22 protein-coding genes are annotated in these 26,406 nt (G+C 56.1%); 11 read left to right on the top strand and 11 right to left on the bottom strand.

Annotation, left to right across the window (positions count from 1 at the left end):
* Positions 1-5: 5 nt before the first annotated feature.
* On the bottom strand, positions 6-653 hold the full coding sequence (fabR, locus tag PU624_RS04755; protein WP_003851200.1) for an HTH-type transcriptional repressor FabR: 648 nt from the start codon (positions 651-653) through the stop codon (positions 6-8).
* A gap of 192 nt (positions 654-845) precedes the next feature.
* Between fabR and sthA the strand changes: the two genes are divergently transcribed.
* Complete coding sequence (sthA, locus tag PU624_RS04750; protein WP_090967168.1) at positions 846-2,246, top strand: Si-specific NAD(P)(+) transhydrogenase; 1,401 nt, start codon at positions 846-848, stop codon at positions 2,244-2,246.
* On the opposite strand, the gene oxyR is transcribed toward sthA, so the two are convergent.
* On the bottom strand, positions 2,229-3,146 hold the full coding sequence (oxyR, locus tag PU624_RS04745) for a DNA-binding transcriptional regulator OxyR (RefSeq protein WP_010258132.1): 918 nt from the start codon (positions 3,144-3,146) through the stop codon (positions 2,229-2,231). The genes sthA and oxyR overlap by 18 nt on opposite strands.
* Positions 3,147-3,270: 124 nt before the next feature.
* On the opposite strand from oxyR, the gene PU624_RS04740 reads away from it, so the two are divergent.
* Positions 3,271-4,005, top strand: coding sequence for a glutathione peroxidase (locus tag PU624_RS04740; protein WP_283546773.1), 735 nt, complete (start codon positions 3,271-3,273; stop codon positions 4,003-4,005).
* A gap of 120 nt (positions 4,006-4,125) precedes the next feature.
* Here the strand turns inward: PU624_RS04740 and argH are convergent, their stop codons facing one another.
* The 4 genes from argH to argC form a co-directional block, all read right to left on the bottom strand.
* Positions 4,126-5,499: an argininosuccinate lyase gene (argH, locus tag PU624_RS04735; protein ID WP_283546772.1), complete on the bottom strand. Its 1,374-nt coding sequence runs from the start codon at positions 5,497-5,499 to the stop codon at positions 4,126-4,128.
* A gap of 90 nt (positions 5,500-5,589) precedes the next feature.
* Positions 5,590-6,807, bottom strand: a complete 1,218-nt coding sequence (locus PU624_RS04730) for an argininosuccinate synthase (RefSeq protein ID WP_283546771.1) — start codon at positions 6,805-6,807, stop codon at positions 5,590-5,592.
* 24 nt (positions 6,808-6,831) lie between these two features.
* Positions 6,832-7,608: an acetylglutamate kinase gene (gene argB / locus PU624_RS04725; protein ID WP_283546770.1), complete on the bottom strand. Its 777-nt coding sequence runs from the start codon at positions 7,606-7,608 to the stop codon at positions 6,832-6,834.
* Between the two features lie 14 nt (positions 7,609-7,622).
* On the bottom strand, positions 7,623-8,627 hold the full coding sequence (argC, locus tag PU624_RS04720; RefSeq protein WP_283546769.1) for an N-acetyl-gamma-glutamyl-phosphate reductase: 1,005 nt from the start codon (positions 8,625-8,627) through the stop codon (positions 7,623-7,625).
* A 167-nt stretch (positions 8,628-8,794) separates the two neighbouring features.
* Between argC and argE the strand changes: the two genes are divergently transcribed.
* Positions 8,795-9,943: an acetylornithine deacetylase gene (argE, locus tag PU624_RS04715; protein ID WP_283546768.1), complete on the top strand. Its 1,149-nt coding sequence runs from the start codon at positions 8,795-8,797 to the stop codon at positions 9,941-9,943.
* A gap of 353 nt (positions 9,944-10,296) precedes the next feature.
* Positions 10,297-12,948 (top strand): phosphoenolpyruvate carboxylase, encoded by a 2,652-nt coding sequence (ppc, locus tag PU624_RS04710; protein WP_283546767.1) that lies wholly within the window; start codon positions 10,297-10,299, stop codon positions 12,946-12,948.
* Between the two features lie 75 nt (positions 12,949-13,023).
* Here ppc and metF read toward each other — a convergent pair whose 3' ends face one another.
* The 3 genes from metF to metB form a co-directional block, all read right to left on the bottom strand.
* Complete coding sequence (gene metF / locus PU624_RS04705; RefSeq protein ID WP_283546766.1) at positions 13,024-13,923, bottom strand: methylenetetrahydrofolate reductase; 900 nt, start codon at positions 13,921-13,923, stop codon at positions 13,024-13,026.
* Positions 13,924-14,125: 202 nt separating this feature from the next.
* Complete coding sequence (locus tag PU624_RS04700; protein WP_283546765.1) at positions 14,126-16,561, bottom strand: bifunctional aspartate kinase/homoserine dehydrogenase II; 2,436 nt, start codon at positions 16,559-16,561, stop codon at positions 14,126-14,128.
* Between the two features lie 2 nt (positions 16,562-16,563).
* Positions 16,564-17,724 carry a cystathionine gamma-synthase gene (gene metB, locus PU624_RS04695; RefSeq protein ID WP_283546764.1) on the bottom strand — a complete coding sequence of 387 codons (1,161 nt, stop codon included), beginning with the start codon at positions 17,722-17,724 and terminating at the stop codon, positions 16,564-16,566.
* A 273-nt stretch (positions 17,725-17,997) separates the two neighbouring features.
* Between metB and metJ the strand changes: the two genes are divergently transcribed.
* Entirely contained in the window at positions 17,998-18,315 is a 318-nt protein-coding gene (gene metJ, locus PU624_RS04690; RefSeq protein ID WP_009088019.1) for a met regulon transcriptional regulator MetJ, read from the top strand.
* A 79-nt stretch (positions 18,316-18,394) separates the two neighbouring features.
* Here the strand turns inward: metJ and rpmE are convergent, their stop codons facing one another.
* Positions 18,395-18,610, bottom strand: coding sequence for a 50S ribosomal protein L31 (gene rpmE, locus PU624_RS04685; protein WP_003851227.1), 216 nt, complete (start codon positions 18,608-18,610; stop codon positions 18,395-18,397).
* A 225-nt stretch (positions 18,611-18,835) separates the two neighbouring features.
* On the opposite strand from rpmE, the gene priA reads away from it, so the two are divergent.
* The 6 genes from priA to rraA all read left to right on the top strand — a co-directional run bounded on the left by priA (position 18,836) and on the right by rraA (position 26,007).
* Complete coding sequence (priA, locus tag PU624_RS04680; protein WP_283546763.1) at positions 18,836-21,031, top strand: primosomal protein N'; 2,196 nt, start codon at positions 18,836-18,838, stop codon at positions 21,029-21,031.
* Positions 21,032-21,196: 165 nt separating this feature from the next.
* Positions 21,197-22,234 carry a DNA-binding transcriptional regulator CytR gene (cytR, locus tag PU624_RS04675; RefSeq protein ID WP_283546762.1) on the top strand — a complete coding sequence of 346 codons (1,038 nt, stop codon included), beginning with the start codon at positions 21,197-21,199 and terminating at the stop codon, positions 22,232-22,234.
* Between the two features lie 151 nt (positions 22,235-22,385).
* The gene (gene ftsN / locus PU624_RS04670) at positions 22,386-23,396 is read left to right on the top strand and encodes a cell division protein FtsN (RefSeq protein WP_283546761.1); all 1,011 of its coding nucleotides are present in this window, start codon (positions 22,386-22,388) and stop codon (positions 23,394-23,396) included.
* An 88-nt stretch (positions 23,397-23,484) separates the two neighbouring features.
* Positions 23,485-24,015, top strand: a complete 531-nt coding sequence (gene hslV / locus PU624_RS04665; protein ID WP_283546760.1) for an ATP-dependent protease subunit HslV — start codon at positions 23,485-23,487, stop codon at positions 24,013-24,015.
* Between the two features lie 10 nt (positions 24,016-24,025).
* Complete coding sequence (gene hslU, locus PU624_RS04660) at positions 24,026-25,363, top strand: ATP-dependent protease ATPase subunit HslU (protein ID WP_031591847.1); 1,338 nt, start codon at positions 24,026-24,028, stop codon at positions 25,361-25,363.
* A 158-nt stretch (positions 25,364-25,521) separates the two neighbouring features.
* Positions 25,522-26,007, top strand: a complete 486-nt coding sequence (rraA, locus tag PU624_RS04655) for a ribonuclease E activity regulator RraA (RefSeq protein ID WP_009088032.1) — start codon at positions 25,522-25,524, stop codon at positions 26,005-26,007.
* 53 nt (positions 26,008-26,060) lie between these two features.
* Here rraA and zapB read toward each other — a convergent pair whose 3' ends face one another.
* On the bottom strand, positions 26,061-26,300 hold the full coding sequence (gene zapB, locus PU624_RS04650) for a cell division protein ZapB (protein WP_003851242.1): 240 nt from the start codon (positions 26,298-26,300) through the stop codon (positions 26,061-26,063).
* Positions 26,301-26,406: the final 106 nt, after the last annotated feature.

Raw genomic sequence — 26,406 nt, 5'->3', positions numbered from 1 at the left:
CTTACTCATTGCTCTTCGGGTTTTTCCAGGGTGACCGCCAGTCGTTCCTGCTCACGGCGGTACCAGTAATAAGCGCCTTTGGCGATCATACGCAGCTGTAACACCAGCCGATCCTCAAGCTTACGTCGCTGCTCAGCATCAACATCCAGTGCTTCTGCACCGGCGCTGAAGACAATAGTCACCATCGCTTCAGCCTGCGCTTCGGTAAAACTGCGCGGCATGCGATTTTCGACCTCAAGATAATCAGCCAGTTCAGCGATAAAGTGCTGAATTTCACGCGCCACGGCGGCACGGAAAGCGGCAGAGGTGCCGGAACGTTCACGCAGTAACAGGCGGAAAGCGTTGGGGTTGTTGCCGATGAACTCCATAAAGGTCGACACCGACGTCTTAATGATGCTGCCGCCTTTGGCGATACGCTGGCGCGCCTGACGCATCAGCTGTCGCAGCATCAGCCCGCTTTCGTCCACCATCGTCAGGCCAAGCTCATCAACATCCTTAAAATGCCGATAAAAGGAGGTGGGTGCGATGCCTGCTTCACGGGCTACTTCCCGCAAACTCAGACTGGCAAAACTGCGCTCGGCGCTGAGCTGACTGAAAGCTGCTTCAATCAGTGTACGTCGTGTACGTTCTTTTTGTTGCGCTCTGACGCCCATTCTCTCTGCCTTTAGCGGTGTTGAGAGGGCACTATAACAAAATTTTCAGCGTACAGATTGGCAATCTTTGTCACCGCCTGTGAACCTCACTCTTTATCAAAACGTGATGAAAATCGCTGATAGAATTCAGAAGTGCGCGACGAGATGTTAGAATCTCGTTGTAAAAATGTATAAATAATAGGACGTATCGGTATGCAAAAGTCTTACGATTACGATGCCATTGTGATTGGCTCAGGACCCGGCGGTGAAGGGGCGGCGATGGGGCTGGTAAAACAGGGAGCGCGCATCGCTGTGATCGAACGCTACCACAACATCGGCGGCGGTTGTACGCACTGGGGCACCATCCCTTCTAAAGCCCTTCGCCACGCCGTCAGTCGCATTATTGAATTCAACCAGAACCCACTCTACAGCGATCATACCCGACTGCTTCGCTCCTCTTTTGCCGACATTCTTAATCACACGGAAAGCGTGATCAGCCAGCAGACAGCCATGCGTCAGGGCTTCTACGAGCGTAATCGCTGTGAACTTTATCAGGGTGATGCGCATTTCGTTGATGCCAACACCGTGGAGATTGAGCAACCCGATGGCACGCGTGAGACGCTGACGGCAGAGAAGTTTGTTATCGCCTGCGGTTCACGGCCTTACCATCCTGACGATGTCGACTTTACCCATCCGCGCGTCTATGACTCCGACTCCATCCTTAACCTGCACCACGAACCGGGCCACGTCATTATTTATGGCGCTGGGGTAATTGGCTGTGAATATGCGTCGATTTTCCGTGGTCTGAACGTCAAAGTTGACCTGATTAACACCCGCGATCGCCTGCTGGCGTTCCTTGATCAGGAAATGTCGGACTCTCTCTCTTACCACTTCTGGAACAGCGGTGTGGTCATTCGTCACAACGAAGAGTTTGAGAAGATTGAAGGCGTGGAAGATGGCGTCATCATGCATCTGAAGTCGGGCAAGAAAGTGAAAGCGGACTGCCTGCTTTACGCCAATGGTCGTACCGGTAACACCGATTCGCTGTCACTGGAAAATGTCGGTCTGGAAGCGGATGGTCGTGGCCTGCTGAAAGTGAACAGCATGTATCAGACGGCTCAGCCGCACATCTATGCTGTCGGTGACGTGATTGGTTATCCGAGCCTGGCCTCAGCCGCCTACGATCAGGGTCGTATTGCTGCGCAGGCGATTATCAAAGGGGAAGCCACAGCGCACCTGATTGAAGATATCCCAACCGGTATCTACACCATTCCGGAAATCAGCTCTGTGGGTAAAACCGAGCAGCAGTTGACGGCCATGAAGGTGCCTTACGAAGTGGGCCGTGCGCAGTTTAAGCATCTGGCGCGGGCGCAGATCGTGGGGATGAATGTCGGCAGCCTGAAGATCCTGTTCCATCGTGAAACCAAAGAGATCCTGGGGATCCACTGCTTTGGCGAGCGTGCCGCCGAGATCATCCACATCGGTCAGGCGATCATGGAGCAAAAAAATGGTGGTAACACGATTGAGTACTTCGTGAATACCACCTTTAACTACCCGACCATGGCCGAAGCCTATCGCGTTGCGGCGTTAAACGGCTTAAACCGCCTGTTTTAACGCAGCGTCGAAATAGTGCTGCATGTGGGTTTTAATCGCCTCTGCCAGCTGTTCATAACGGCTGCGCAGAGGTGAGCCCGGACGATAGACCAGCGCAATCGTGCGCTGTGGCACCGGTTTGTAGCAGGTAAGATAGCAGACACCGTCGCGAATACGCTCTGGTGGAACCGCCAGCGCCGGTAACAGCGTAATGCCGCTGCCTGCCGCTACCATATTGCGCAGCGTCTCAAGACTGGTCGCGCGGAAATGGGTATCTTCATCGGCACCCGCTTCGAAGCAGAACCCCATCGCCTGGTCACGCAGACAGTGCCCGTCTTCCAGCATCAGCAATTTCTCGCCAGCCAGATCGGACATCGGCACACGGTCGCGATCGCACCACGGATGATCGGCATAAACGGCCAGCTTCATCGGCTCGTCAAACAGCGGCACTTCGATAAAGGCCTGGCTCTCTTTGACCAGCGCGATAATCGCGCAGTCGAGCTTGCCACTGTCGAGCTGCGCCAGCAGCTGCTGCGTCTGCGCTTCGTGCAGATACATCTCCAGTTTTGGGAATGTCTGGTGCAGCGTCGGGATAATCTGTGGCAATAAGTAAGGCGCGGTGGTCGGGATGAGGCCGATATGCAGCGGACCTGACATCGCTTCCCCTTGCTGACTCGCCATCTCTTTCAGCACTTTCACTTCACGCAGCACCGTTCGTGCCTGATCCACCAGCAGTAAACCTGCCTGCGTGAACAGCACTTTACGGCTGGTGCGCTCCAGCAGCATGACTCCCAGCTCATCTTCCAGCTTACGGATTTGCCCGCTTAACGTCGGCTGACTGACATGACACGCATCCGCCGCACGACGGAAATGACGGTGTTCAGCAAGCGAAACCAGATATTCAAGATCACGAATATTCATTATTACCCTCCAAACCACGATAGCCCGTGGCGATAGATAGAATAGCAATGAACGATTGGCCCTATCAAGGGTGGTTGGGAATAATGCGCGCATCAAAAGGAACGTGGTATCTCAGGAGATAAAAATGTTTGCAAGTCAGGAAGGTAAAGCCATTCCGTCAGTGATTTTTCACACGCGTCAGGGCGATCGCTGGGTCGATGTGACCACTGAAGCGCTGTTTAAAGACAAAACGGTTATCGTTTTTTCACTGCCAGGTGCCTTTACACCCACCTGCTCCTCCAGCCATCTGCCACGTTACAACGAATTAGCAGGTCTGTTTGCTCAGCAGGGCGTGGACAGCATTCTGTGCGTCTCGGTGAATGACACCTTTGTGATGAACGCCTGGAAAGCAGAACAGCGCGCCGACAACATTACCTTTATCCCTGATGGCAACGGCGAGTTTACCCGTGGCATGGAGATGCTGGTTGAGAAAGCCGATCTCGGCTTTGGCCCACGTTCATGGCGCTACTCAATGCTGGTACGTAACGGCGTGGTCGAGAAAATGTTTGTGGAGCCGAACAAGCCTGGCGACCCGTTTGAGGTTTCCGATGCCGATACCATGCTGCGCTATCTGGCGCCGGAGTGTAAAGCCCAGGAGTCGGTCTCCATCTTTACGAAGCCAGGCTGCAACTTCTGCACTCAGGCAAAACAGATGCTGATGGATCATGGCATTCAGTATGAAGAGATTGTGCTGGGACAGGATGCGACAACCGTGAGTCTGCGCGCCGTTTCAGGCCGGGCGACTGTACCGCAAATCTTCATGGGTGGTCGTCACATTGGCGGGAGTGAGGATCTGCAACAATACTTGCTGTCAGCTTAAAAGAATCTGAGCGTCGGCCGGGAGAGCAGGCGCTTTGATGATGTGCCTATAAAAAAAGTAGTAATTCTGAAGCTAGAGGTTGGCGGGCATTTAATATGCCCGCTTTTTTTTACCTGCTGATCACGCCAGACGCTGCTTGGCATCACCGATGGCACGCGCAACCTGAAGTGGCGAGACACCGCCCTGCGCATTACGCTTATCCAGACAGGATTGCAGCGCCAGGATCGGATAGACATCCTCGCCAATCACCGCACTGAACTGCTGCAGCTGCGCCAGTGACAGCGCTTCCAGCGCCACGCCCTGCCCGATGGCCGCAACCACGACTTCCCCGACGATATGGTGTGCTTCACGGAACGGCACACCTTTGGCGACCAGATAGTCGGCCAACTCGGTGGAGTTTGCATAGCCCTGTTCAGCCGCTTCCTGGCAACGCGGACGTTTAACCTGCAGCCCATCCAGCACCAGCACGGACATATGCAGACAGTCGAGCCAGGTGTCGAGCGCGTCGAACAGCCCCTCTTTGTCTTCCTGCATATCTTTGTTATACGCCAGCGGCAGCCCTTTGAGGGTCATCATCATGCCGGTCAGTGCGCCCTGCACCCGACCACATTTGCCACGAATCAGCTCCAGGGCATCCGGGTTTTTCTTCTGCGGCATCAGCGATGAGCCTGAAGTCACTTTATCTGACAGCTCGATAAAGCCCGCTTCGCCGGTGTTAAAGAAAATCATATCTTCGGCAAAGCGCGACAGATGCACCATGCCGATAGCCGCGTCAGAGAGCAGCTCCAGCACGTGATCGCGGTCTGATACGGTATCCAGACTGTTGCGCGTGGCGGACGCGAAGCCCAGCCAGCCTGCCAGCTGCTGACGATCGATCTCATAGGCGGTACCGGCCAGTGCGCCACAGCCCAGCGGGCTGACATCGAGCCGCTTCAGGGTATCCTGCAGACGGCTCTCATCACGCGCCAGCATTTCAACGTAGGCCAGACACCAGTGCGCAAACGTCACCGGCTGCGCACGCTGCAGGTGGGTGTAGCCTGGCATCACGGCATCCTGATTGGCTTCAGCCGTCACCACCAGCGCCTGCTGCAGTTCACGCGTGGCACCCAGCAATGCTTCAATCTGCACCTTGCACCACAGTTTCAGATCGGTCGCGACCTGATCGTTACGGCTCCGGCCGGTATGCAGCTTTTTGCCCAGCGAACCGACTTTGTCGATCAGCTTGCCTTCAACCCAGCTGTGAATATCTTCGGCATCGCTCTGCAGGATCTGCTCAGGATTCTCACGCACTTCATCCAGTAACGCATTCAGGGCTGCTTCCAGCTGCTGCTGCTCATCCTGAGTCAGAACATTGACCGTCACCAGCGCTTTGGACCAGGCAACAGAGCCAATGATGTCCTGCTCTGCCAGGCGGTAATCGAAGCGCAGCGAGTCGTTGAACTGTTTAAAACGCTGATCCGCTGCCTGAGTAAACCGTCCACCCCAAAGTGCCATGTGAAAACTCCTCTGAATCGTTAAACAAGAGGCGGCATAAATGCCGCCCCTGAATGAAAACTGTGAGGCGAGGCGCACCCCGCCTGAAAATTACTTCTTCTGCTCGTTCAGGGCGCGGATACGCGAAGAGAGCGAGAACAGACGGATAAAGCCGCCCGCGTGACGGTGATCGTACACTTCATCTTCACCGAAGGTCGCGAACTCTTCCGAGTAGAGGCTGTTGGCAGAACGCTTCTGGGTAGCCGTCGCCTGGCCTTTGTAGAGCTGCAGCACCACTTCACCGTTCACCTCTTCCGCCAGTGATTCGGCAGCCGCCTGAATCGACTTACGCAGCGGGGCGAACCAGCGACCGTCATAAACAACGTAAGACATCTCATGGCCCAGCTGCTCACGCCATTTGAAGCTATCGCGATCCAGCACCAGCTGCTCAACCGCACGCAGCGCATTCACCATGATGGTGCCGCCAGGGGTTTCATAGCAGCCGCGGGACTTAATGCCCACCAGACGGTTTTCAACGATATCGATACGGCCGACGCCATGTTTTGCGCCCAGCACGTTCAGTTTTTCCAGACACTGGAACGGACTCAGTTTTTCGCCGTTAACCGCCACAACCCGACCTTTCTCGACGGTCACGGTCACTTCTTCAGGCTGGTCAGGCGCTTCCAGCGGATCGACAGTCCAGACCCAGCAATCTTTATTCGGTGCATTGGCCGTGCTTTCCAGCACGCCACCTTCGGTAGAGATGTGCCAGGCGTTTTCGTCACGGCTGTAGATTTTTTCCAGCGACGCAGTGGTCGGGATGTTGCGCTCTTTCAGGTAGTCCAGCAGCGCTTCACGTGAACGCAGGTTCCATTCACGCCATGGGGCCACCACTTTCAGCTGTGGTGCCAGCGCGGTGTAGGTGGTTTCGAAACGCACCTGGTCATTCCCTTTACCGGTTGCGCCGTGGCACAGCGCATCCGCGCCCACTTTCAGCGCCAGCTCAACCTGCGCTTTAGCGATGATAGGACGCGCCATAGAGGTGCCCAGCAGATAGGTGCCTTCATACAGCGCACCCGTCTGCAGTACCGGATAAACGTAATCGCTGATGAACTCTTCACGCAGATCAACCACGTGGCATTCAGATGCGCCAGACTGCAGAGCTTTCTTCTCCACACCTTCCAGATCGCCGCGCTCCTGACCGATGTCCGCTACGAAAGCGACCACTTCACAGCCGCCGTAGTTCTCTTTCAGCCATGGAATGATGGCCGAAGTATCAAGACCACCGGAGTAAGCCAGAACGATTTTTTTGATGTTTTGCGTTTGCATTTCGTAATCCTTGAATCAGAGTCGTTAAGCGAGAATCCGGGTGCCAATCGACACGCCGTTAAACAGGTCAGGCAGCCGCTCAGCGTGACGCCAGCTGGCAATATCCACCGGGCGGCCCAGCGTACGCGCCGCATCAAGCGCAGCGTGCACTTTAACAATCATGCCGTCGGTAATAATGCCCTGGGTAATCAGCTGTTCAGCTTTGTCGGCGGTCATCTCTTCGATGCGCTGACCTTTGCCGTCGAGAATACCACTGACGTCTGACAACAGAACCAGATCAGCGCCCAGCGTCGAGGCCAGTGCGGTCGCTGCCTGGTCAGCATTGACGTTCATCAGGTCGCCGCTGTCAGTAATACCAATGGAGCTCACCACCGGCATGTAACCGGCCGCCAGCAGGGTGTTCAGCAGTGCCGGATCGCCCGGCGTTGCATGGCCAACATGGCCGAGTTCTTCATCAAACGGGGCAACATTGACGATGCCCGCATCGCCCAGGCAGAGGCCGACCGCGTTGATGCCCGATTTCTTCGCCCAGGCCAGCAGCGTTTTGTTTGCGGTTCCCGCCAGCGCACCGGTAATGATGTCGATCTGATCGGCTGGGGTTACGCGCAGGCCATTTTTCTTCATCACCGGCAGCGCCAGCTTTTTCATCAGTTCATCAACCAGGCAACCACCGCCGTGGACAATGATCAGCGGACGCTGATGGGCGCTGCGATATTTCAGCAGCGCTTCAAACAGGCGGGCCAGCGCTTCTTCGCTGTCTAACAGCACTCCGCCCAGCTTAATAATCAATGGATTGGTCATGGTTTATTTGTCCGTTAAATCAGTGACTGCGTTTCAGGGAAGCCGAACCGGATGTTCAGGCACTGTACCGCCTGCGATGCCGCGCCTTTCAGCAGATTATCTTCGGCGGCTACGACAATCAGATGTTCGCCCTGTACTTCAAAACCGATATCACAGTAAGGCAGGCCGACAACGGCTTTCAGCGCCGGTACGCCCTTTTCATAGAGCCGCACCAGTGGCTTGTTGTCATAGGCGCGATGGAAAACGGCGGCGATATCTTCGCGGCTGACACCCGCTTTCAGACGGCAGGTGATGGTCGCCAGAATACCGCGCGGGAAACTTCCCAGGTGTGGCGTGAAGATCACCGGCGTACCGAGGTGGGCGACGATTTCCGGATGGTGACGATGATTGAACAGACCGTAAGGCTGCAGGCTTACTTCGCAGAAGCTGGTGCCGACATTGGCTTTACGTCCGGCACCGCTCACGCCGCTGGTGGCGTTAATGACCGGCCACTGCGCGTCGTTTAACAGTCCGGCATCCACCAGGGGTTTCAGTGCCAGCTGCGCAGCCGTCGGATAGCAACCCGGAACAGCCACCAGCTGTGCCTGCTGGATTTTTTCATGCTGATATTCTGCCAGGCCGTAAACGGCCTTATCCAGCCACTCGCCATGCTGATGGGTGAAGCCATAGAAGCGGGTATAAAAATCAGCGTCATTCACGCGGAACGCGCCCGACAGGTCGAACACCACACAACCGGCCTTGAGAAATTCCGGCGCCAGATCGTGGCTGACTTCGTGGGCCGTCGCCAGGAACACCACATCCACTTTATCTGCCCATTCGGCCGCGCTGCTCAGTGGCTGCAGCGGCAAATCCACCACGCCTTTCAGCTGCGGATGGAGATCGGACAGGCGCTTGCCGGCATCAGGGCTTTGCGCCGAAACCGCCAAAGCGGTTATGTTGATATGTGGATGGCGATTCAGGAAGGTGGCAAGCTCTGTGCCAGCATAACCACTGGCACCAACGATCAGCGTATTCAACATCAGGCTGTAACCCTTTTTACAGTCGCACGTTCCGGGTCGCGGCCTTGCCCCGTTACCCACCCTGTCATCTGCAGTGATTTATAGTTCCCTTGCAGAGGACGTCAATGTATTTTTATTCACTATTACTGCATGAATATGGATACATCCTAACCCAAGGACCGCCAACAGTGAAGACAAAATTACCGCCTTTTATTGAACTGTACCGCCAGTTAATCGCCACACCGTCGATCAGCGCAACCGATGCCGCACTGGATCAGAGTAATGAAACTTTAATCAATTTGCTGGCAGGCTGGTTCCGCGACCTGGGCTTCAGCGTTGAAGTGCAGCCGGTGCCCGGCACGCGCAATAAATTTAACATGCTGGCGCGCACCGGTACCGGTGCGGGCGGCCTGCTGTTAGCCGGTCATACGGATACCGTTCCCTTTGATGATGGCCGCTGGACGCGCGATCCCTTTACCCTGACTGAGCACGACAACAAGCTCTATGGTCTGGGTACGGCAGACATGAAAGGCTTCTTTGCCTTTATTCTCGATACGCTGCGCGATGTGGATGTCAGCACGCTGAGCAAGCCGCTCTACATCCTCGCCACCGCCGATGAAGAGACCACGATGGCCGGCGCCAGATATTTCTCTGAATCGACGCAACTGCGCCCCGACTGCGCCATCATCGGTGAACCGACCTCGCTGAAACCGGTGCGCGCGCACAAAGGCCATCTGTCGAATGTGATTCGTATTGAAGGGAAATCGGGCCATTCCAGCGATCCGGCGCGCGGCGTTAACGCCATTGAACTGATGCATGAGTCGATCACTCATCTGATGCAACTGCGCACGACGCTGCAGGAACGTTATCACCATGACGGTTTCGCCATCCCCTATCCGACCATGAATTTCGGCCACATTCACGGCGGAGACGCCGCTAACCGCATCTGCGCCTGCTGTGAACTGCATATGGATATCCGTCCGTTGCCGGGCCTGTCGCTAAGCGATCTGGATGGATTACTGAACGAGGCGCTGGCTCCGGTCAGCGTGCGCTGGCCGGGCCGTGTCACGGTAGCCGAACTGCATCCTCCGATTCCGGGCTATGAGTGTCCGGCAAACCATGAGCTGGTGAGTGTGGTTGAGAAATTGCTGGGTACACCGACCGAGGTGGTGAATTACTGCACCGAAGCGCCGTTTATTCAGCAGCTCTGCCCGACGCTGGTCCTGGGTCCGGGTTCCATAAATCAGGCACACCAGCCGGATGAATTTATTGATACAGCATTTATTAAGCCGACACGGGCGCTTATCAGTCAGGTTGTGCAGCATTTTTGTCACTGATTGACAGCAAATGGGGCATTTCACTGTATTAACAGCAAAATGCCCCCTCATTCTGCGGGATTTAATAATAAGAATAACTTATCCCACTTGCTTCCCGATAAATTCTACGAATTTCCGTTAGTTAGCCACATCTTCAGCGCACTTTAACGCATTTGACGAACGCAACATTACGTGGCTAGATAAAAGACGATGTTATGCCCACCGGGTGATTATCCAGAACGTTTCAGAATGCGGACAGGCGGCAACGTAGCCGGTTCCCTGTAGATTATCGGGAACACAATGTTGCTGATTTTTCTGCTGCCTGAAAGGTCGGGTGTAGAAGTTTTTCAAGACGATAAGGGTGTCAGGGTCCAATGAACGAACAATATTCCGCAATGCGAAGTAATGTCAGTATGCTCGGCAAACTGCTCGGGGATACGATTAAGGATGCACTGGGAGAGAACATCCTCGACCAGGTGGAAACCATCCGTAAGCTCTCCAAGTCATCCCGTGCAGGAAATGACACTCATCGTAAAGAACTGCTCAATACGCTGCAGAACCTCTCCAACGAAGAGCTTCTGCCGGTTGCACGCGCTTTCAGCCAGTTTCTGAACCTCACCAACGTGGCTGAGCAGTATCAGACCATCTCGCAGAGTGGCGAGGGTGAGAACCATCCTGAACTGCTGAAAAAGACTTTTGATACCCTGAAGCAGCAGAAAAATATCAGCGAAAGCGACATCCTTGCGGCCATTGAGTCGCTGTCACTGGAGCTGGTGCTGACTGCGCACCCGACCGAAATCACCCGTCGTACGCTCATTCACAAGCTGGTTGAAGTTAACAGCTGCCTGAAGCAGCTCGATCACAGCGACGTCTCAGACTACGAACGTAACCAGATTATGCGCCGTCTGCGTCAGCTGGTGGCGCAGGCGTGGCACACTGACGAGATCCGCAAATATCGTCCGACCCCTATCGACGAAGCCAAATGGGGCTTTGCCGTCGTAGAAAATAGCCTGTGGGAAGGCGTTCCGGCTTTCCTGCGTGAGCTGAACGAGCAGGTTGAAGAGGCGTTTGGCCTTAAGCTGCCGGTCGATTTCGTGCCGGTACAGTTCACCTCGTGGATGGGTGGCGACCGCGATGGTAACCCGAACGTCACGGCGTCGATTACCCGCCATGTGATGCAGCTGAGCCGCTGGAAAGCCACTGACCTGTTCCTGCGTGATATCGGCGTGCTGATCTCCGAGCTGTCGATGTCCGAATGCAGTGAAGAGATCCGCGAGCTCAGCGGCGATCCGGAAGCGCTGGAACCTTACCGTGTGATCCTGAAACGCCTGCGCAGCCAGCTGATGACCACTCAGTCATTCCTGGAACGCCGCCTGAAAGGCGAACGGCTGCCGCGTCCGGCCGATCTGCTGGTTTCCAACGATCAGCTGTGGGACCCGCTGTTTGCTATCTATCAGTCACTGCAACAGTGCGGCATGGGCATTATCGCCAACGGCCAGTTGCTCGATACGCTGCGCCGCGTGAAATGCTTCGGCGTGCCGCTGGTGCGGATCGATCTGCGCCAGGAGAGCACCCGTCACAAAGAGGCGATTGCTGAAGTCACCCGCTATCTGGGTCTCGGCGATTATGAAAGCTGGTCCGAGGCGGACAAGCAGGCCTTCCTGATTCGTGAACTGAACTCCAAACGTCCGCTGCTGCCTCGCAACTGGGAACCCAGCGATGAGACGCGTGAAGTACTGGAGACCTGTCGCGTCGCGGCGGAAGCCCCACAGGGTTCGATTGCCGCCTATGTTATTTCAATGGCGAAAACCCCGTCTGACGTACTGGCCGTGCATCTGTTGCTGAAAGAAGCCGGTATCGGGTACGCCATGCCGGTTGCCCCGCTGTTTGAAACGCTTGATGACCTGAACAACGCGAACGACGTGATGAGCCAGCTGCTGAGCATTGACTGGTATCGCGGCTTTATTCAGGGCAAACAGATGGTGATGATTGGCTATTCTGACTCGGCGAAAGATGCCGGTGTGATGGCCGCCAGCTGGGCGCAATATCAGGCGCAGGATGCGCTGATCAAAACCTGTGAGAAGGCCGGGATTTCACTGACGCTGTTCCACGGACGCGGCGGCAGTATTGGCCGTGGCGGCGCACCTGCCCATGCGGCACTGCTGTCACAACCGCCAGGCAGCCTGCGCGGCGGTCTGCGTGTGACCGAACAGGGCGAGATGATCCGCTTTAAATATGGTTTACCGGCCGTGACCATCGCCAGCCTGTCGCTCTACACCGGCGCGATTCTGGAAGCGAACCTGATGCCACCGCCGGAGCCAAAACGTGAATGGCGCGACATCATGGATCAGCTCTCTGCTGACTCCTGTGCGATGTATCGCGGATATGTGCGTGAAAATGCGGACTTTGTGCCCTACTTCCGCTCGGCGACGCCGGAGCAGGAGCTGGGTAAATTACCGCTGGGCTCACGTCCGGCCAAACGCCGTCCTACCGGCGGTGTAGAGTCGCTGCGCGCGATTCCGTGGATTTTCGCCTGGACGCAGAACCGTCTGATGCTGCCAGCCTGGCTGGGTGCCGGTGCTGCCCTGCAGCAGGCGATGGCAGCGGGTCATCAGGATCAGCTGGAAGCGATGTGTCGCGACTGGCCATTCTTCTCTACCCGTCTGGGAATGCTGGAGATGGTCTTCTCGAAAGCCGACCTGTGGCTGGCGGAATATTACGATCAGCGTCTGGTCGACAAATCACTCTGGCCGCTGGGCAAACAGCTGCGCGACCAGCTTGCTGCGGATATCAAAGCGGTACTGACCATCGCCAATGACTCACACCTGATGGCTGACCAGCCGTGGATTGCCGAGTCGATAGCGCTGCGTAACGTCTATACCGATCCGCTCAACGTACTCCAGGCAGAACTGCTGCATCGTTCACGTGCGCAGGAAGCGCGTGGCGATGAGCCGGATGCCCGCGTTGAACAGGCGCTGATGGTGACGATTGCGGGTGTGGCGGCAGGTATGCGCAATACCGGTTAATCGTATCGGACGCTGACCAGCAAAAACAAAAAAGTCGGGACTCTCCCGACTTTTTTATTGGCTGACGCGCAGGAATTAAGCCGCTGCCGCAGCAGGACGCACGCCTAAGGTGTGGCAGATCGCGTAACTCATTTCAGCACGGTTCAGCGTATAGAAATGGAAATCTTTCACCCCTTCACGGGACAGGATTTTCACCATATCCATCGCGATATTGGCACCCACCATTTTGCGCGTTTCCGGGTCATCATCCAGCCCGGCAAACATCGCGCTCATCCAGCCCGGCACACGTACATTGGTCAGCGTGGCAAAGCGTTGCAGCTGTTTAAAGTTAGAAACAGGCAGAATGCCCGGCACAATTTCCACGTCGATGCCGGTCGAAACACAGCGATCGCGAAAACGCAGATAACTTTCAACGTCGAAGAAGAACTGGGTGATCGCCCGGCTGGCGCCTGCATCAATTTTTCGCTTCAGGTTAATCAGATCGGCCTGAGCGCTTTTCGCTTCGGGATGCACTTCCGGATATGCAGCGACGGAAATATCAAAATCGCCGACCTCTTTCAGCAGCGACACCAGATCGCTGCCGTACATTTCTGGCTTACCGCTGCCGGGAGGCAGGTCGCCACGCAGCGCCACAATATGACGGATGCCGTTGTTCCAGTAATCCTGAGCGATGGCGCGCAGTTCATCCCGCGTGGCATCGACACAGGTCAGATGGGGTGCCGCCTCCAGACCGGTGCGATCTTTAATGCCTTTGATAATGCTGTGCGTGCGATCGCGTTCACCTGAGTTCGCGCCGTAGGTCACAGAAACGAATTTCGGCTTCAGGCTGCTCAGACGATCGATGGAGGTCCACAGGGTCTCTTCCATTTCGCTGGTACGAGGCGGGAAGAACTCAAATGAAACATTAATTTGCCCGTTCAGCTCAGCCAGGCTCTGGTTTAGCGCTTCGCGCTGATTGGCATGAAAGAAACTCATCCTGCACCCTCATCGATTAACAATCGGCCTGTGAACATCTACACGTTTAGACGTCCAGATGTTCAAAATGACGTAATCAGAGCGTGCCGTCAACGTAAAAATGGTCAGCAGCCGTGATCAATTTTCAACCAACATGAAGGAGATTCAACAGGGGGGAGATAAGGCATTGAAAACAGGCGCCGAAGCGCCTGAGGAGGAAAAGTTACAGCAGTTGTGCGAGGCGATTAATATCTGACTGGATAGCGCCTGCGGTGACATCCCGCCCTGCACCCGGTCCCCGGATCACCAGCGGATTATCGCGGTACCAGCGACTCTCAATCGCAAAGACGTTGTCGCACGGCAGCAGCGAGGCCAGCGGATGTTCCGGACGCACCGCTTCAACACCCACGCGCGCCTTGCCGTTGGCATCAAAACGGGCAACGTAGCGCAGCACCAGGTCCATCTCCTGCGCGGCTTCCAGCCGTTGCAGCATCTGCTCGTTAAGCTCTTCGCCATTCTCAAAGAAGTGGTCCACAGAGCCCTGCTGACAGTTGTTCGGCACCAGCGATTCAACCCGCACCTGATCCGGCTCGATGTTGTAGCCTGCCTCACGCGCCAGGATCACCAGCTTACGCATGACATCCTGACCGGAGAGATCGGCACGCGGATCGGGCTCGGTTAAGCCCTGCTGCCAGGCCTGATCCACCAGCTCGGTAAACGGCACCGTGCCATCAAACTGCAGGAACAGCCAGGACAACGTTCCGGAGAAGATCCCACTGATCGCCAGGATGGTATCGCCGCTGTCACGCAGATCGCGCACCGTGTAGTTGATCGGCAGGCCTGCACCCACGGTGGCGTTATAGAGCCAGTGACGCCCGGTTTTGGTAAAGGCATCGCGAATCTGCCGCCAGGTCTGGCTGTCAGACGCACCCGCGACCTTATTAGCGCTAATTACGTGAAAACCGTGGCTGGCGAAGTCGAGATACTGCTGCGCCAGCGGTGTGCTGGCGGTGACATCCAGCACCACCAGGTCATCAAAGGGGTGAGCACGCATCCACAGGAACAGCGACTCTTCATCACGTTCCACGGCTTCATCATCAAAGAAGGCCAGTGCCCGGCTGGCATCCAGCCCGTCATAGCTCAGCAGGCTGCGGCGGCTGTCCGCGACGCCCGCCAGCACAAATTCAAAACCGGTACGCGCTGACAGTGTTTCCTGATCGCGGGCAAACAGCTCCAGCCAGCGTGAGCCGATATTGCCTTTGCCAAACAGCATCAGGCCGATGCGTTTTTCTGCCCGGAACAGCGACTGATGCAGTCCCTGAATCAGATGCTGAGTCGGGCCGACGCGCAGCACCGCGACCACGCTGATGTGCTCTTCTGACTGCCAGATGAACTCTACCGGCTGATCTTTTAACTGCTGCCAGAAGCGATGGGTATGCAGCGGATTGCGGGTGACACCAGCGCCCACCAGCGCCACCAGCGCCAGGCCGTCGCGCAGCTGCAGATGGCCCGGTAAACCGGCATCCTGTAGCAGCGTAAAGGCGCTGTTAACCACTTCGGAGGTGTAGCAGAGCTGCAGCAGCTGACGGTCAGGATGAACACCAAACGCCAGCGGACGCAGCTGCGCACGCTTCAGTAGCAGGTCGATCTCTTTGTGCAGGATGGCGAAGTCATGCTGCTCTGGCAGCTGAATCTCAATCAGGCAAACATCATCATGGCTGGTCACGATACGCGCGCCCGTCCCGGAGGCCAGCACGCGTTCAATACGGGTTGAACCCTGCTCTGGCTGATAACTGCAGCGCAGTTGCAGGTCGATATCGCTGCCGGACACCGGCTGCAGCGTACGCGTATGCAGCACAGGGGCCGCCAGGCGCGCCAGCTCACTGGCTTCATCCAGTCTTAACAGCGGCAGCAGACAGGCATCAGAAACTTTGCGGGGATCGGCGCTGTAAACGCCCGCCACATCGCTCCAGATGGTCACGCGTCCGACACCCGCCAGCGCACCAATCTGCGTAGCGGAGTAGTCGGAGCCGTTGCGGCCAAGCAGGACGGTTTCACCGGCGTCGTTGCGGCTGATAAATCCGGTTACCACGATGCGCTTATGCGGATGCTGCGCCAGCAAAGTCTGCAGCAGTGGCCAGGATTTACCTTCATCCACCTGTGGCTGAGCGGCACGTTCTGCACGCAGAAACTCACGCGCATCCAGCCAGCAGGCCTGCAGGTCACGCTGACTCAGTACCGCTGACATCAGCCGCGCAGACCAGGCTTCACCATGCCCGACCACTTCGGCATACACCGCATCGGTGATCGGCGCATCCAGCAGGGCAGCGAGCTTTTCCAGATCGCGGATAAACGCGGTGATTAAAGGTTCGGCGATCTCAGCAGGCAGCAGCGCACTGATCAACTCGCTCTGGTAGCGCCGTAAAGCCTGTTGCACCTGGTGCGCAGAGAGGCGATCGTTCTGGCTCAGCTTCAGCCAGCTAATCAGCTGGTTAGTGGTTGAGCCTGCCGCAGAGACCACCATCAGATCGCCCGGCTGGCTGTAGTCCGCCATAATGCTGGCGACGCGCTGATAGCAACGCGCATCGGCCAGGCTGCTGCCGCCAAACTTATGCAACTGCCTGATGTTCGGCGTTCCCGCGCCTGCTGAAATCGTCATGCTTAACCCTCGGCTGCGACCCGGAATGCATTATCCAGATCGGCAATTAAATCTTCGTGATCTTCAATACCGACAGAAACACGTAGCAGCGTATCGGAAATGCCCGCTGCCGCGCGTGCTTCTGCCGACATCCCCGCGTGCGTCATGGTGGCGGTATGGGAGATCAGACTCTCTACTCCGCCCAGCGATTCCGCCAGCGTAAATAGCCGCAACGCTTTCAGGAAGCGGCGCAGCAGCGCCTCATCACCGTCGACCTCGAAACTCAGCATGGCGCCAAAGCCGCGCTGCTGACGTACGGCATGTTCGTGTCCGGCGTTTTCCGGCAGCGAGGGATGATACAACTTTTTCACCAGCTTCTGCTGCTTCAGATACTCAACAATCGCAAGTGCGTTGCGTTGTGCGGCTGCAATGCGCGGCGACAGCGTGCGAATCCCGCGCAGCAGCAGATAGCTGTCAAACGCGGCACCAGTCACACCAATGTTATTCGCCCACCAGGCCAGGTCGGTCGCCAGTTGCGGATCTTTGGCAATTACGGCACCCGCGACCACATCGGAGTGGCCATTCAGGTATTTGGTGCAGGAGTGGATCACCAGATCGGCACCCAGCGCCAGAGGGTTCTGCAGCGCGGGACTCATAAAGGTGTTGTCCACCACGCTGATGGCGCCTGCCGCACGGGCAGCGGCGCAAATCGCGCTGATATCCACTACGCGCAGCAGCGGATTGCTGGGGCTTTCAATCAGCACCAGTTTAGGGTTTTCATCCAGTGCCGCCTGCAGCGCTACCGGATTGCCCTGATCGACAAATTTCACCCGATACGCGCCGCGCTTGCTCAGGCTGTCAAACAGCCGATAGCTGCCGCCATAACAGTCGTGTGGTGCAACCAGCAGATCGCCAGGCTTCAGGAACACGGTCGTGACCAGATGAATCGCCGACATCCCGGTATTGGTTAATACCGCGCCCGCTCCGCCTTCCAGTTCGGCCAGGGTACGCTGTACGACATCACGTGTGGGGTTACCACGACGGGAATAGTCATGCGCACGTGGCTCATTAAAATCCAGGAAGTTATAGGTTGTTGAAAGATGAATTGGCGGGACAACGCAGCCATATTGCTCGTCATCATTCAAACCGCTGCGCACTGCGATGGTTGCCGGTTTACGCGTCATGAGCGAATTGTTCCTGAAGAGTGGATAAAATGTAGGCCACAGGATATCACCCTCTAATTAGACGTCAATACATCTGGACATCTAAATGTCTTTGCGTATAGATTGAGCAGAAACGCAATAACCGCTAAAATTATGCGTCATCGCCTGGCGTTCCCCTCTGTAATGCAGAGGCAGTGAGCGAAGAAAACCCGCCATATCAGGGGTCAGGCAGGAAAAAATCAGGCATAATCCGCTGATTTCCTAACATTTAACGTTTATTAATTAAGGTAACCCATGGCTGAATGGAACGGCGAATATATCAGCCCGTACGCTGAGCACGGTAAGAAGAGCGAGCAGGTTAAGAAGATCACAGTATCTATCCCATTAAGCGTGCTGAAGATTTTAACGGATGAGCGTACCCGTCGTCAGGTGAACAACCTGCGTCACGCGACCAACAGCGAGCTGCTTTGCGAAGCCTTTTTACATGCCTTTACGGGCCAACCGCTGCCGGATGATGTCGACCTGCGCAAAGAGCGCAGTGATGAGATTCCGGAAGAAGCAAAAGCAATCATGCGCCAGATGGGTGTCGATCCGGATACCTGGGAGTATTGATCTTTCAGCCATAAAAAAACCCAGCCGAAGCTGGGTTTTTTCTTGCCGCCGAACCCGCAGGTTCAGGTGCCTTTTAATCTTATTTTTTAGCGCCTGGCACGCTGAAACGCTTGTTAAAGCGGTCAACACGGCCACCAGTTGCCACTTCACGCTGCTTACCGGTATAGAACGGGTGGCATTTGCCACAAACGTCCAGGTTCAGCTCGTGAGTCAGTGTTGAACGGGTGTGGATCTCGTTGCCGCAGGTACATTTGATAGTAACTGCTTCGTATTTCGGGTGAATACCTTGTTTCATGGGAAACCTCATAGAAGGCCGTGTCGCTCTCCGTGCCAGGCGTTAACCTGCACAGCACCACACGCGGTTGAACATTATAGGGTGTACTCCGGCAAGATCTTTCTCACCGAAGGCGGCATATTATACAGGTAAGTTACGATTGCTGCAAATATCTGCTGAGATACCCGCCATCCGGGTCAGCGTGTACACTAGCTTCCCCGATGATTGAGCCGGAAAGAGAGAGTTATGCCCGTAGTCCAGGTCGCCCTGCCCGTCCCCTTGCCCCGTCTGTTTGATTATCTGCCGCCCCAGGGCACGCAGCCGGTCATTGGCGGTCGCGTAAGTGTGCCCTTTGGCAATCGCAGGATGATCGGGATTGTGGTCGCCTTTCGTGACAGCAGCGATCTGCCGGAAGCACAACTCAAACGCGTGATCGAGGTGCTGGATAGTGAGTCACTCTATCCGCCCTCGCTGTGGCGCATCCTTAACTGGGCCGCCAGCTACTATCATTCGCCGCAGGGAGAAGTGCTGAGCCACGCGATTCCGGTGCTACTGCGCCAGGGCAAAGCGGCGCAGGACAATCCCCTGTGGCGCTGGGAAATCACCGAACAGGGCCGGGCAACTGCGCCGGAGAGTTTAAAGCGGGCCCCGAAACAGCAGCAGGCGCTGGCTGCACTGCGTCAGCAACCGCTTTATCGTCATCAGGTTACTGAACACGATCTGACGGAGGCGACGCTGCAGGCGCTGCGGGCTAAGGGATTATGCGAACTGCATGAACATCAGCCGCAGATGCACGACTGGCGTACCACTTATGCTGTGAAAGGCGAACGTCTGCGACTCAATACCGATCAGGCTATGGCCGTAGGCGCAATCCGGGCAGATGATGAACATTATGCTGCGTGGCTGCTGGCGGGCATCACCGGCTCCGGCAAAACCGAGGTTTATCTCAGCGTGCTGGAAAATGTGCTGGCGCGCGGTAAACAGGCGCTGGTGCTGGTGCCCGAGATTGGCTTAACCCCGCAGACTATCGCCCGCTTTCGCGAACGTTTTGATGCGCCCATCGATGTGCTGCACTCCGCCTTAAATGACAGTGAGCGGCTGGCGGTGTGGTTACGTGCCCGGCGCGGCGAAACGGCGATTGTGATTGGCACCCGATCGGCGCTGTTTACGCCGCTGGCCCGTCCTGGCGTCATCATTATTGATGAAGAGCACGACAGTTCCTACAAACAGCAGGAGGGCTGGCGCTATCAGGCGCGCGACCTGGCTGTCTTCCGTGCGCATGAAGAGGATATCCCGATTGTGATGGGATCCGCGACGCCCGCTCTGGAAACGCTGCACAATGTCCGCAGCGGCAAGTATCGCCAGCTCGACCTCACTAAGCGTGCCGGTAACGCCAGACCGGCGCTGCAACAGCTCATCGACTTAAAAGGCGTGCAGCTGATCGGCGGCCTGGCACCGGGCCTGATTGGTAAAATGCGCCAGCACCTGCAGGCCGATAATCAGGTGCTGCTGTTTCTTAACCGCCGCGGTTTTTCGCCCGCCCTGCTCTGTCACGACTGCGGCTGGATTGCCGAATGCACCCGCTGTGACCGCTACTACACACTGCATCAGCATCATCGCCAGCTACGCTGCCACCATTGCGAAAGCCAGCGTCCGCTGCCTGACCAATGCCCGCAATGTGGTTCCACCCATCTGCTGCCGGTGGGCGTCGGGACTGAACAGCTGGAGCAGCAGCTCGGCACACTCTTCCCTGGCGTGCCGGTGTCGCGAATCGATCGTGATACCACCAGCCGCAAAGGCGCGCTGGAGCAGCATCTGGCTGACGTCCATCGCGGCGGCGCACGTATCCTCGTCGGTACGCAGATGCTGGCCAAAGGCCACCACTTCCCCGATGTCACGCTGGTGTCGCTGCTGGATGTCGATGGTGCGCTGTTCTCAGCCGATTTTCGTGCGGCGGAACGCTTTGCTCAGCTCTATACCCAGGTCGCCGGGCGTGCTGGCCGTGCCGGCAAACAGGGCGAGGTGCTGCTGCAGACGCACCATCCGGAACATCCGCTACTGCAGACGCTGCTGCATCAGGGTTATTCGGCGTTTGCTCAGCAGGCACTGCTGGAGCGACAGGCGGTTCACCTGCCGCCCTGGAGCCGCCATGCGCTGTTCCGCGCGGAAGATATGGATAACCAGCAGGCGGCAGAATTCCTGCAGCAACTTCGCAACTTGCTGGAAGCGAGCCCGCTGAATGACAAGGCGATGTGGTTTATGGGTCCGTTGCCTGCCCTGCAGCCCAAACGCAGTGGACGCTGGCGCTGGCAGCTGCTGTTGCAGCATCCTTCCCGACAGCGTCTGCAACAGTTACTGAGCAGTTCATTGCCGCTGGTTTCCACGCTGCCCGCCGCGCGAAAAGTGAAATGGACGCTGGATATTGACCCGACCGAGAGCTGATTTTTTCTGACACTGCGAGCCAGATCGAAAAATGTCGCATAAGTCACAATTTTTATGCAAATTAAGTAACAACCAGCCGGGCAATCGTTAACAATGTTGCCCGGTTTGCTTTCAGGTCAGGCAAAAAACAGAATCGAACGCGCCATAACGCGTCAGGAGCATGTGTTGGAGCAGAATCAACAACCGCCCGCCGCCACGATGAAGGATGTCGCGGAACACGCGGGCGTCTCAACCGCCACCGTATCGCGTGCGCTGATGAATCCGGAAAAGGTCTCGGCGGCCACCCGCCATAAAGTCGAGCAGGCGGTTGCCGCCGTCGGCTATGCGGCACATGGCCCCACGCGTAATGCGCGTCGTAACGAGACGCGTACCATCCTGGTTATTGTCCCTGACATCTGCGATCCCTTCTTTAGTGAAATCATTCGTGGCGTCGAAGTCACGGCAGCTGAAGAGGGCTATCTGGTGCTGATCGGTGACTGCGCCCATCAGAATCAGCAGGAGAGAACCTTTCTCAATCTGATGGTGACGCGACAGATCGATGGCATGGTGCTGCTCGGCTCACAGTTGCCCTTTGATGCCAGCGTTGATGAGCAACGCAACTTACCGCCGATGGTAATGGCGAATGAGTTTGCGCCGGAAATGTCACTGCCCACGGTCCACATCGATAACCTGACTGCCGCGTTCGAAGCGGTGAATCATTTACTGCAGCTGGGTCACACGCATATCGCCTGTATCGCCGGGCCGGAAGAGATGCCGCTCTGCCAGTATCGTCTGCAGGGGTATGTCCAGGCGATGCGCCGCAGCGGGCTGACGGTCGATCCCACCTATATTGTGCGCGGTGACTTTACGTTTGAGGCAGGCGTTGCCGCCATGAATCAGTTGATGACGCTGCCGCAACCACCGCGCGCCCTGTTCTGCCATAGCGATATCATGGCGCTGGGAGCGATGAATCAGGCCAGACGCTGTGGATTGCGGATACCTGAAGATCTCTCAGTGGTGGGATTCGATGACATTGAGCTATCCCGTTACTGCGAGCCGCCACTGACTACGGTCACTCAGCCACGCTACCAGATAGGCCGGGAAGCGATGCTTCTGCTGCTGGATGAGCTAAATGGCAAACGCGTCATCAGCGGATCACGGCTGCTGGATGCCGGTTTAACCATTCGTGGCAGCACGGCGCGAGCAAAAAAGCGTGAAAAATAAGCGTATTCGTCTGATTTTTTCAGTAGATTCTTAAGGCGAACACTGCTGGTCAAAGTTCCGACCCTTAAGTAACATGGCGGACTCCTTGCCGGGCGCGTAAAAATCATCATTTCGCCCATCTGGCACATTTTTGAAGGGTATAAGAACGAGAGTGGCACAAAAAGATTACGTAGGCCGCGGGCGTTCAACAGGGACGCGTCGCAAAAAAAGCCCCAGCCGTGGCAAGAAGAGCAAAGGCGGTTCGGGAACATCTAAATTGATGATTGTACTGGCGGTCGCAGTGTTGGTGACCTTTGCCGGTGGTTTATGGTTCCTGGCGCATCACAAGAAAGAAGACGTGCCGGTCATTACGGATCATAAAGCCAACGGCAATGGCTTACCGCCAAAGCCTGAAGAGCGCTGGAAATATATTAAAGAGCTGGAGAACCGTCAGGTCACCGTGCCGACCCCTATCGAACCCTCATCGGGTGGCGAAGTGAAGTCGCAGACACAGCTGACCGACGAGCAGCGCCAGTTGCTGGAGCAGATGCAGGCGGATATGCGTCAGCAGCCAACACAGCTCAACGAAGTGCCGTGGAACGAACAGACACCGGCACAACGTCAGCAGACGCTGCAGCATCAGCAGCAGTTGCAACAGCTGCAACGTCAGCAGCAGCAGGTTCAGCAGCAACAGCAGCAACAGCAGCAACAACAGGTCCAGCAGCAACGTCAGCAATTGCAGGCTCAGCAGCAACAGCAACGTCAGCAGCAGTTGCAACAACAGCAGCAGCGTCAGCAACAGCAGCAATTGCAACAACAGCAACGTCAGCAACGTCAGCAGCAGCAGCAGCAAAACGTACAGCGCCAGTCGCAACCTGCGCCGATAACGCGGGAGCAGGAAGTGGAGTCAAAACCGCAGGAGACCGCGAAGGCGAAACCGGCGGAGAAAGCCTCTTCGCAGCGCTGGATGGTGCAGTGTGGTTCGTTTAAAGGCACCGATCAGGCTGAATCGGTACGTGCGGGCTTAGCCTTTGAAGGCTTTGAAAGCCGCATTACTACCGGTGGCGGCTGGAATCGTGTGGTTATCGGTCCGTACAAAGATCGTGCATCCGCTGACAGCACCCTGAAACGTCTGCGCAGTTCCGGACACTCCAGCTGTATTCCGCTCTCCATCGGGGGTTGAAACCCGTCAAACCCGCCCCATATCTGTTGCATGATACTCCGCGCCCCGTGCGCGGAGTCCTTTTCCGACAGCAACAAGGGGTCTGCCCGTGACAACAATAGTAAGTGTACGACGCAACGGCCAGGTAGTGATTGGCGGTGATGGCCAGGCTACGCTCGGCAATACCGTGATGAAAGGCAACGTTAAAAAAGTGCGTCGTTTATACAACGATAAGGTGATTGCCGGATTTGCTGGCGGCACCGCAGACGCCTTCACCCTCTTTGAACTTTTCGAACGTAAACTGGAAATGCACCAGGGCCACCTGGTAAAAGCCGCGGTGGAGCTGGCCAAAGACTGGCGTACCGACCGTATGCTGCGTCGCCTTGAAGCCTTACTGGCAGTCGCGGATGAGTCAGCCTCACTGATCATCAGCGGTAACGGTGACGTCATCCAGCCTGAAAACGATCTGATCGCCATCGGCTCCGGTGGGCCTTTCGCCCAGGCAGCGGCACGCGCGCTGCTGGAGAATACCGCAATGGGCGCACGCGACATCGTCGAGAAGTCGCTGAATATCGCGGGTGATATCTGCATCTACACTAACCACAACGTTAATTTCGAAGAATTAACGTCTAAGGCGTAAGGGTATAAATATGTCTGAGATGACTCCACGCGAAATCGTCAGCGAACTGAACCGCTTTATTATCGGCCAGGACAGCGCCAAGCGCGCCGTGGCTATTGCACTGCGCAACCGCTGGCGCCGCATGCAGCTCGACGAAGAGCTGCGCCATGAAGTGACCCCAAAAAACATCCTGATGATCGGTCCGACCGGTGTTGGTAAAACCGAGATCGCGCGTCGTCTGGCTAAGCTGGCCAATGCACCGTTCATCAAAGTAGAGGCGACAAAATTTACCGAAGTCGGTTATGTCGGTAAGGAAGTGGACTCTATCATTCGCGATCTGACGGATTCGGCCATTAAAATGGTGCGCAGTCAGGCGATTGAAAAGAACAAATATCGTGCTGAAGAGATGGCCGAAGAACGCATTCTTGATGTGCTGATTCCGCCAGCGAAAAACAACTGGGGCCAGTCAGAGCAGAGCGCTGAACCGTCTGCGGCTCGCCAGTCGTTCCGCAAGAAGCTGCGCGAAGGCCAGCTGGATGATAAAGAGATTGAGATCGATCTGGCTGCCAGCAGCCCAGGCGTCGAAATCATGGCCCCTCCGGGCATGGAAGAGATGACCAGCCAGCTGCAGTCGATGTTCCAGAACCTCGGCGGCCAGAAGCAGAAAGCCCGCAAGCTGAAGATCAAAGAAGCGATGAAGCTGCTGATCGAAGAAGAAGCGGCAAAACTGGTTAATCCGGAAGAGCTCAAGCAGGATGCGATTGATGCCGTTGAGCAGCACGGTATCGTGTTCATCGATGAGATCGACAAAATCTGTAAGCGCGGCGGCCAGAATGCCGGCGGCCCGGATGTCTCTCGCGAAGGCGTTCAGCGCGACCTGCTGCCGCTGGTGGAAGGCTGCACCGTCTCCACCAAGCATGGCATGGTCAAAACCGACCACATTCTGTTTATCGCCTCAGGCGCGTTCCAGGTTGCCAGCCCATCCGATCTGATTCCGGAACTGCAGGGTCGTCTGCCAATCCGTGTTGAGCTGCAGGCGCTGACCGTCAATGATTTCCAGCGCATCCTGACCGAGCCGAATGCCTCGATTACCGTGCAGTATAAAGCCCTGATGAATACCGAGGGTGTGAACATTGAGTTCACCGAAGAGGGGATTCGCCGGATCGCTGAAGCCGCATGGCAGGTTAACGAAACGACTGAAAACATCGGTGCGCGCCGTCTGCACACCGTGCTGGAGCGTCTGATGGAAGATATCTCGTATGACGCCAGCGATCGCCACGGTGAATCGGTGACCATCGATGCTGACTATGTGGGTAAACATCTGGATGAACTGGTGGCTGACGAAGACCTTAGCCGCTTCATTCTGTGATTCACTGATTCAGCGCTTTTCCGAAGCCCAGCCCACCCGGCTGGGCTTTTTTATGCATGTTCTTGATCGAACGATGCTTTTTTCATACTGATGATTTTGCCAACAATCTGCATATAGCGATATACTTACCCTTCCTGTGGCAAACAGACGAAACCCTTATGAAATACGATACATCTGAACTCTGCGATATCTACCATGAAGAAGTGAATGTTGTTGAACCGCTTTTTTCAAACTTTGGTGGGCGCACTTCATTCGGTGGTCAGATTACCACAGTGAAATGCTTTGAAGACAACGGCTTACTCTACGATCTGCTGGAAGAGAACGGCCGGGGTCGGGTACTGGTGATTGATGGTGGCGGCTCAGTGCGTCGTGCGCTGGTCGATGCGCAGCTGGCACGCCTGGCAGCAACCAACGAGTGGGAAGGCCTGGTGATTTACGGTTCGGTACGTCAGGTTGATGAGCTGGAAGAGCTGGAGATTGGCATTCAGGCCATTGCCGCGATTCCGGCAGGCGCTGCAGGTGAAGGGATTGGCGAAAGCGATGTGCGCGTCAATTTCGGCGGCGTCACCTTCTTCTCCGGCGACCATCTCTATGCCGATAACACCGGTATCATTCTGTCAGAGGATGCGCTGGACCTCGAATAGGCCAGACATGAAAACGGGTGCCAGAGCACCCGTTTTTCACATCAGCTGAGGCTTCAAACCTCTTCCATTTTTCCCAGCAATGCACGCAGACGTTCCTGCCATACATGTTGCTCTTCTTTCAGGTGCTGATTTTCGCGCATCAGCGCATCGTGGTTGCCCGCGACTTGTTGCGCATCGTTACGCAGTGAGTTGTTCTGCTCTTTCAGCTCTTCGATTTCCATCTGCAACAGGGTGATGGTATCAATCGCCTGCTGTACTTTCGCTTCAAGTTTCTCAAATACTTCAAATGACATCTTTCTGACCTCTCCTAAATTCCTGCAAGGCGTTGATGATGCCAGCTTAAGCCAGCAACGTTGTCCCGATTGTATGTAGCCTAACCCCTCAAGTCCAGCAACGCGG

Source organism: Pantoea sp. Lij88 (genome assembly GCF_030062155.1).
Taxonomy (GTDB): Bacteria; Pseudomonadota; Gammaproteobacteria; order Enterobacterales; family Enterobacteriaceae; genus Pantoea.
Note: the sequence above shows the minus strand (reverse complement) of the source record. Positions and strands in the feature narration are given on the sequence as shown.

Excerpts from the sequence above, each read along its gene's own strand:
- fabR (WP_003851200.1), bottom strand. The coding sequence starts at position 653 with ATGGGCGTCAGAGCGCAACAAAAAGAACGTACACGACGTACACTGATT.
- metF (WP_283546766.1), bottom strand. The coding sequence starts at position 13,923 with ATGAGTTTCTTTCATGCCAATCAGCGCGAAGCGCTAAACCAGAGCCTG.
- argC (WP_283546769.1), bottom strand. The coding sequence starts at position 8,627 with ATGTTGAATACGCTGATCGTTGGTGCCAGTGGTTATGCTGGCACAGAG.
- metJ (WP_009088019.1), top strand. The coding sequence starts at position 17,998 with ATGGCTGAATGGAACGGCGAATATATCAGCCCGTACGCTGAGCACGGT.
- argH (WP_283546772.1), bottom strand. The coding sequence starts at position 5,499 with ATGGCACTTTGGGGTGGACGGTTTACTCAGGCAGCGGATCAGCGTTTT.
- hslU (WP_031591847.1), top strand. The coding sequence starts at position 24,026 with ATGTCTGAGATGACTCCACGCGAAATCGTCAGCGAACTGAACCGCTTT.
- PU624_RS04730 (WP_283546771.1), bottom strand. The coding sequence starts at position 6,807 with ATGCAAACGCAAAACATCAAAAAAATCGTTCTGGCTTACTCCGGTGGT.
- ppc (WP_283546767.1), top strand. The coding sequence starts at position 10,297 with ATGAACGAACAATATTCCGCAATGCGAAGTAATGTCAGTATGCTCGGC.
- argB (WP_283546770.1), bottom strand. The coding sequence starts at position 7,608 with ATGACCAATCCATTGATTATTAAGCTGGGCGGAGTGCTGTTAGACAGC.
- priA (WP_283546763.1), top strand. The coding sequence starts at position 18,836 with ATGCCCGTAGTCCAGGTCGCCCTGCCCGTCCCCTTGCCCCGTCTGTTT.
- PU624_RS04740 (WP_283546773.1), top strand. The coding sequence starts at position 3,271 with ATGTTTGCAAGTCAGGAAGGTAAAGCCATTCCGTCAGTGATTTTTCAC.
- PU624_RS04700 (WP_283546765.1), bottom strand. The coding sequence starts at position 16,561 with ATGACGATTTCAGCAGGCGCGGGAACGCCGAACATCAGGCAGTTGCAT.
- oxyR (WP_010258132.1), bottom strand. The coding sequence starts at position 3,146 with ATGAATATTCGTGATCTTGAATATCTGGTTTCGCTTGCTGAACACCGT.
- metB (WP_283546764.1), bottom strand. The coding sequence starts at position 17,724 with ATGACGCGTAAACCGGCAACCATCGCAGTGCGCAGCGGTTTGAATGAT.
- rpmE (WP_003851227.1), bottom strand. The coding sequence starts at position 18,610 with ATGAAACAAGGTATTCACCCGAAATACGAAGCAGTTACTATCAAATGT.
- zapB (WP_003851242.1), bottom strand. The coding sequence starts at position 26,300 with ATGTCATTTGAAGTATTTGAGAAACTTGAAGCGAAAGTACAGCAGGCG.
- rraA (WP_009088032.1), top strand. The coding sequence starts at position 25,522 with ATGAAATACGATACATCTGAACTCTGCGATATCTACCATGAAGAAGTG.
- sthA (WP_090967168.1), top strand. The coding sequence starts at position 846 with ATGCAAAAGTCTTACGATTACGATGCCATTGTGATTGGCTCAGGACCC.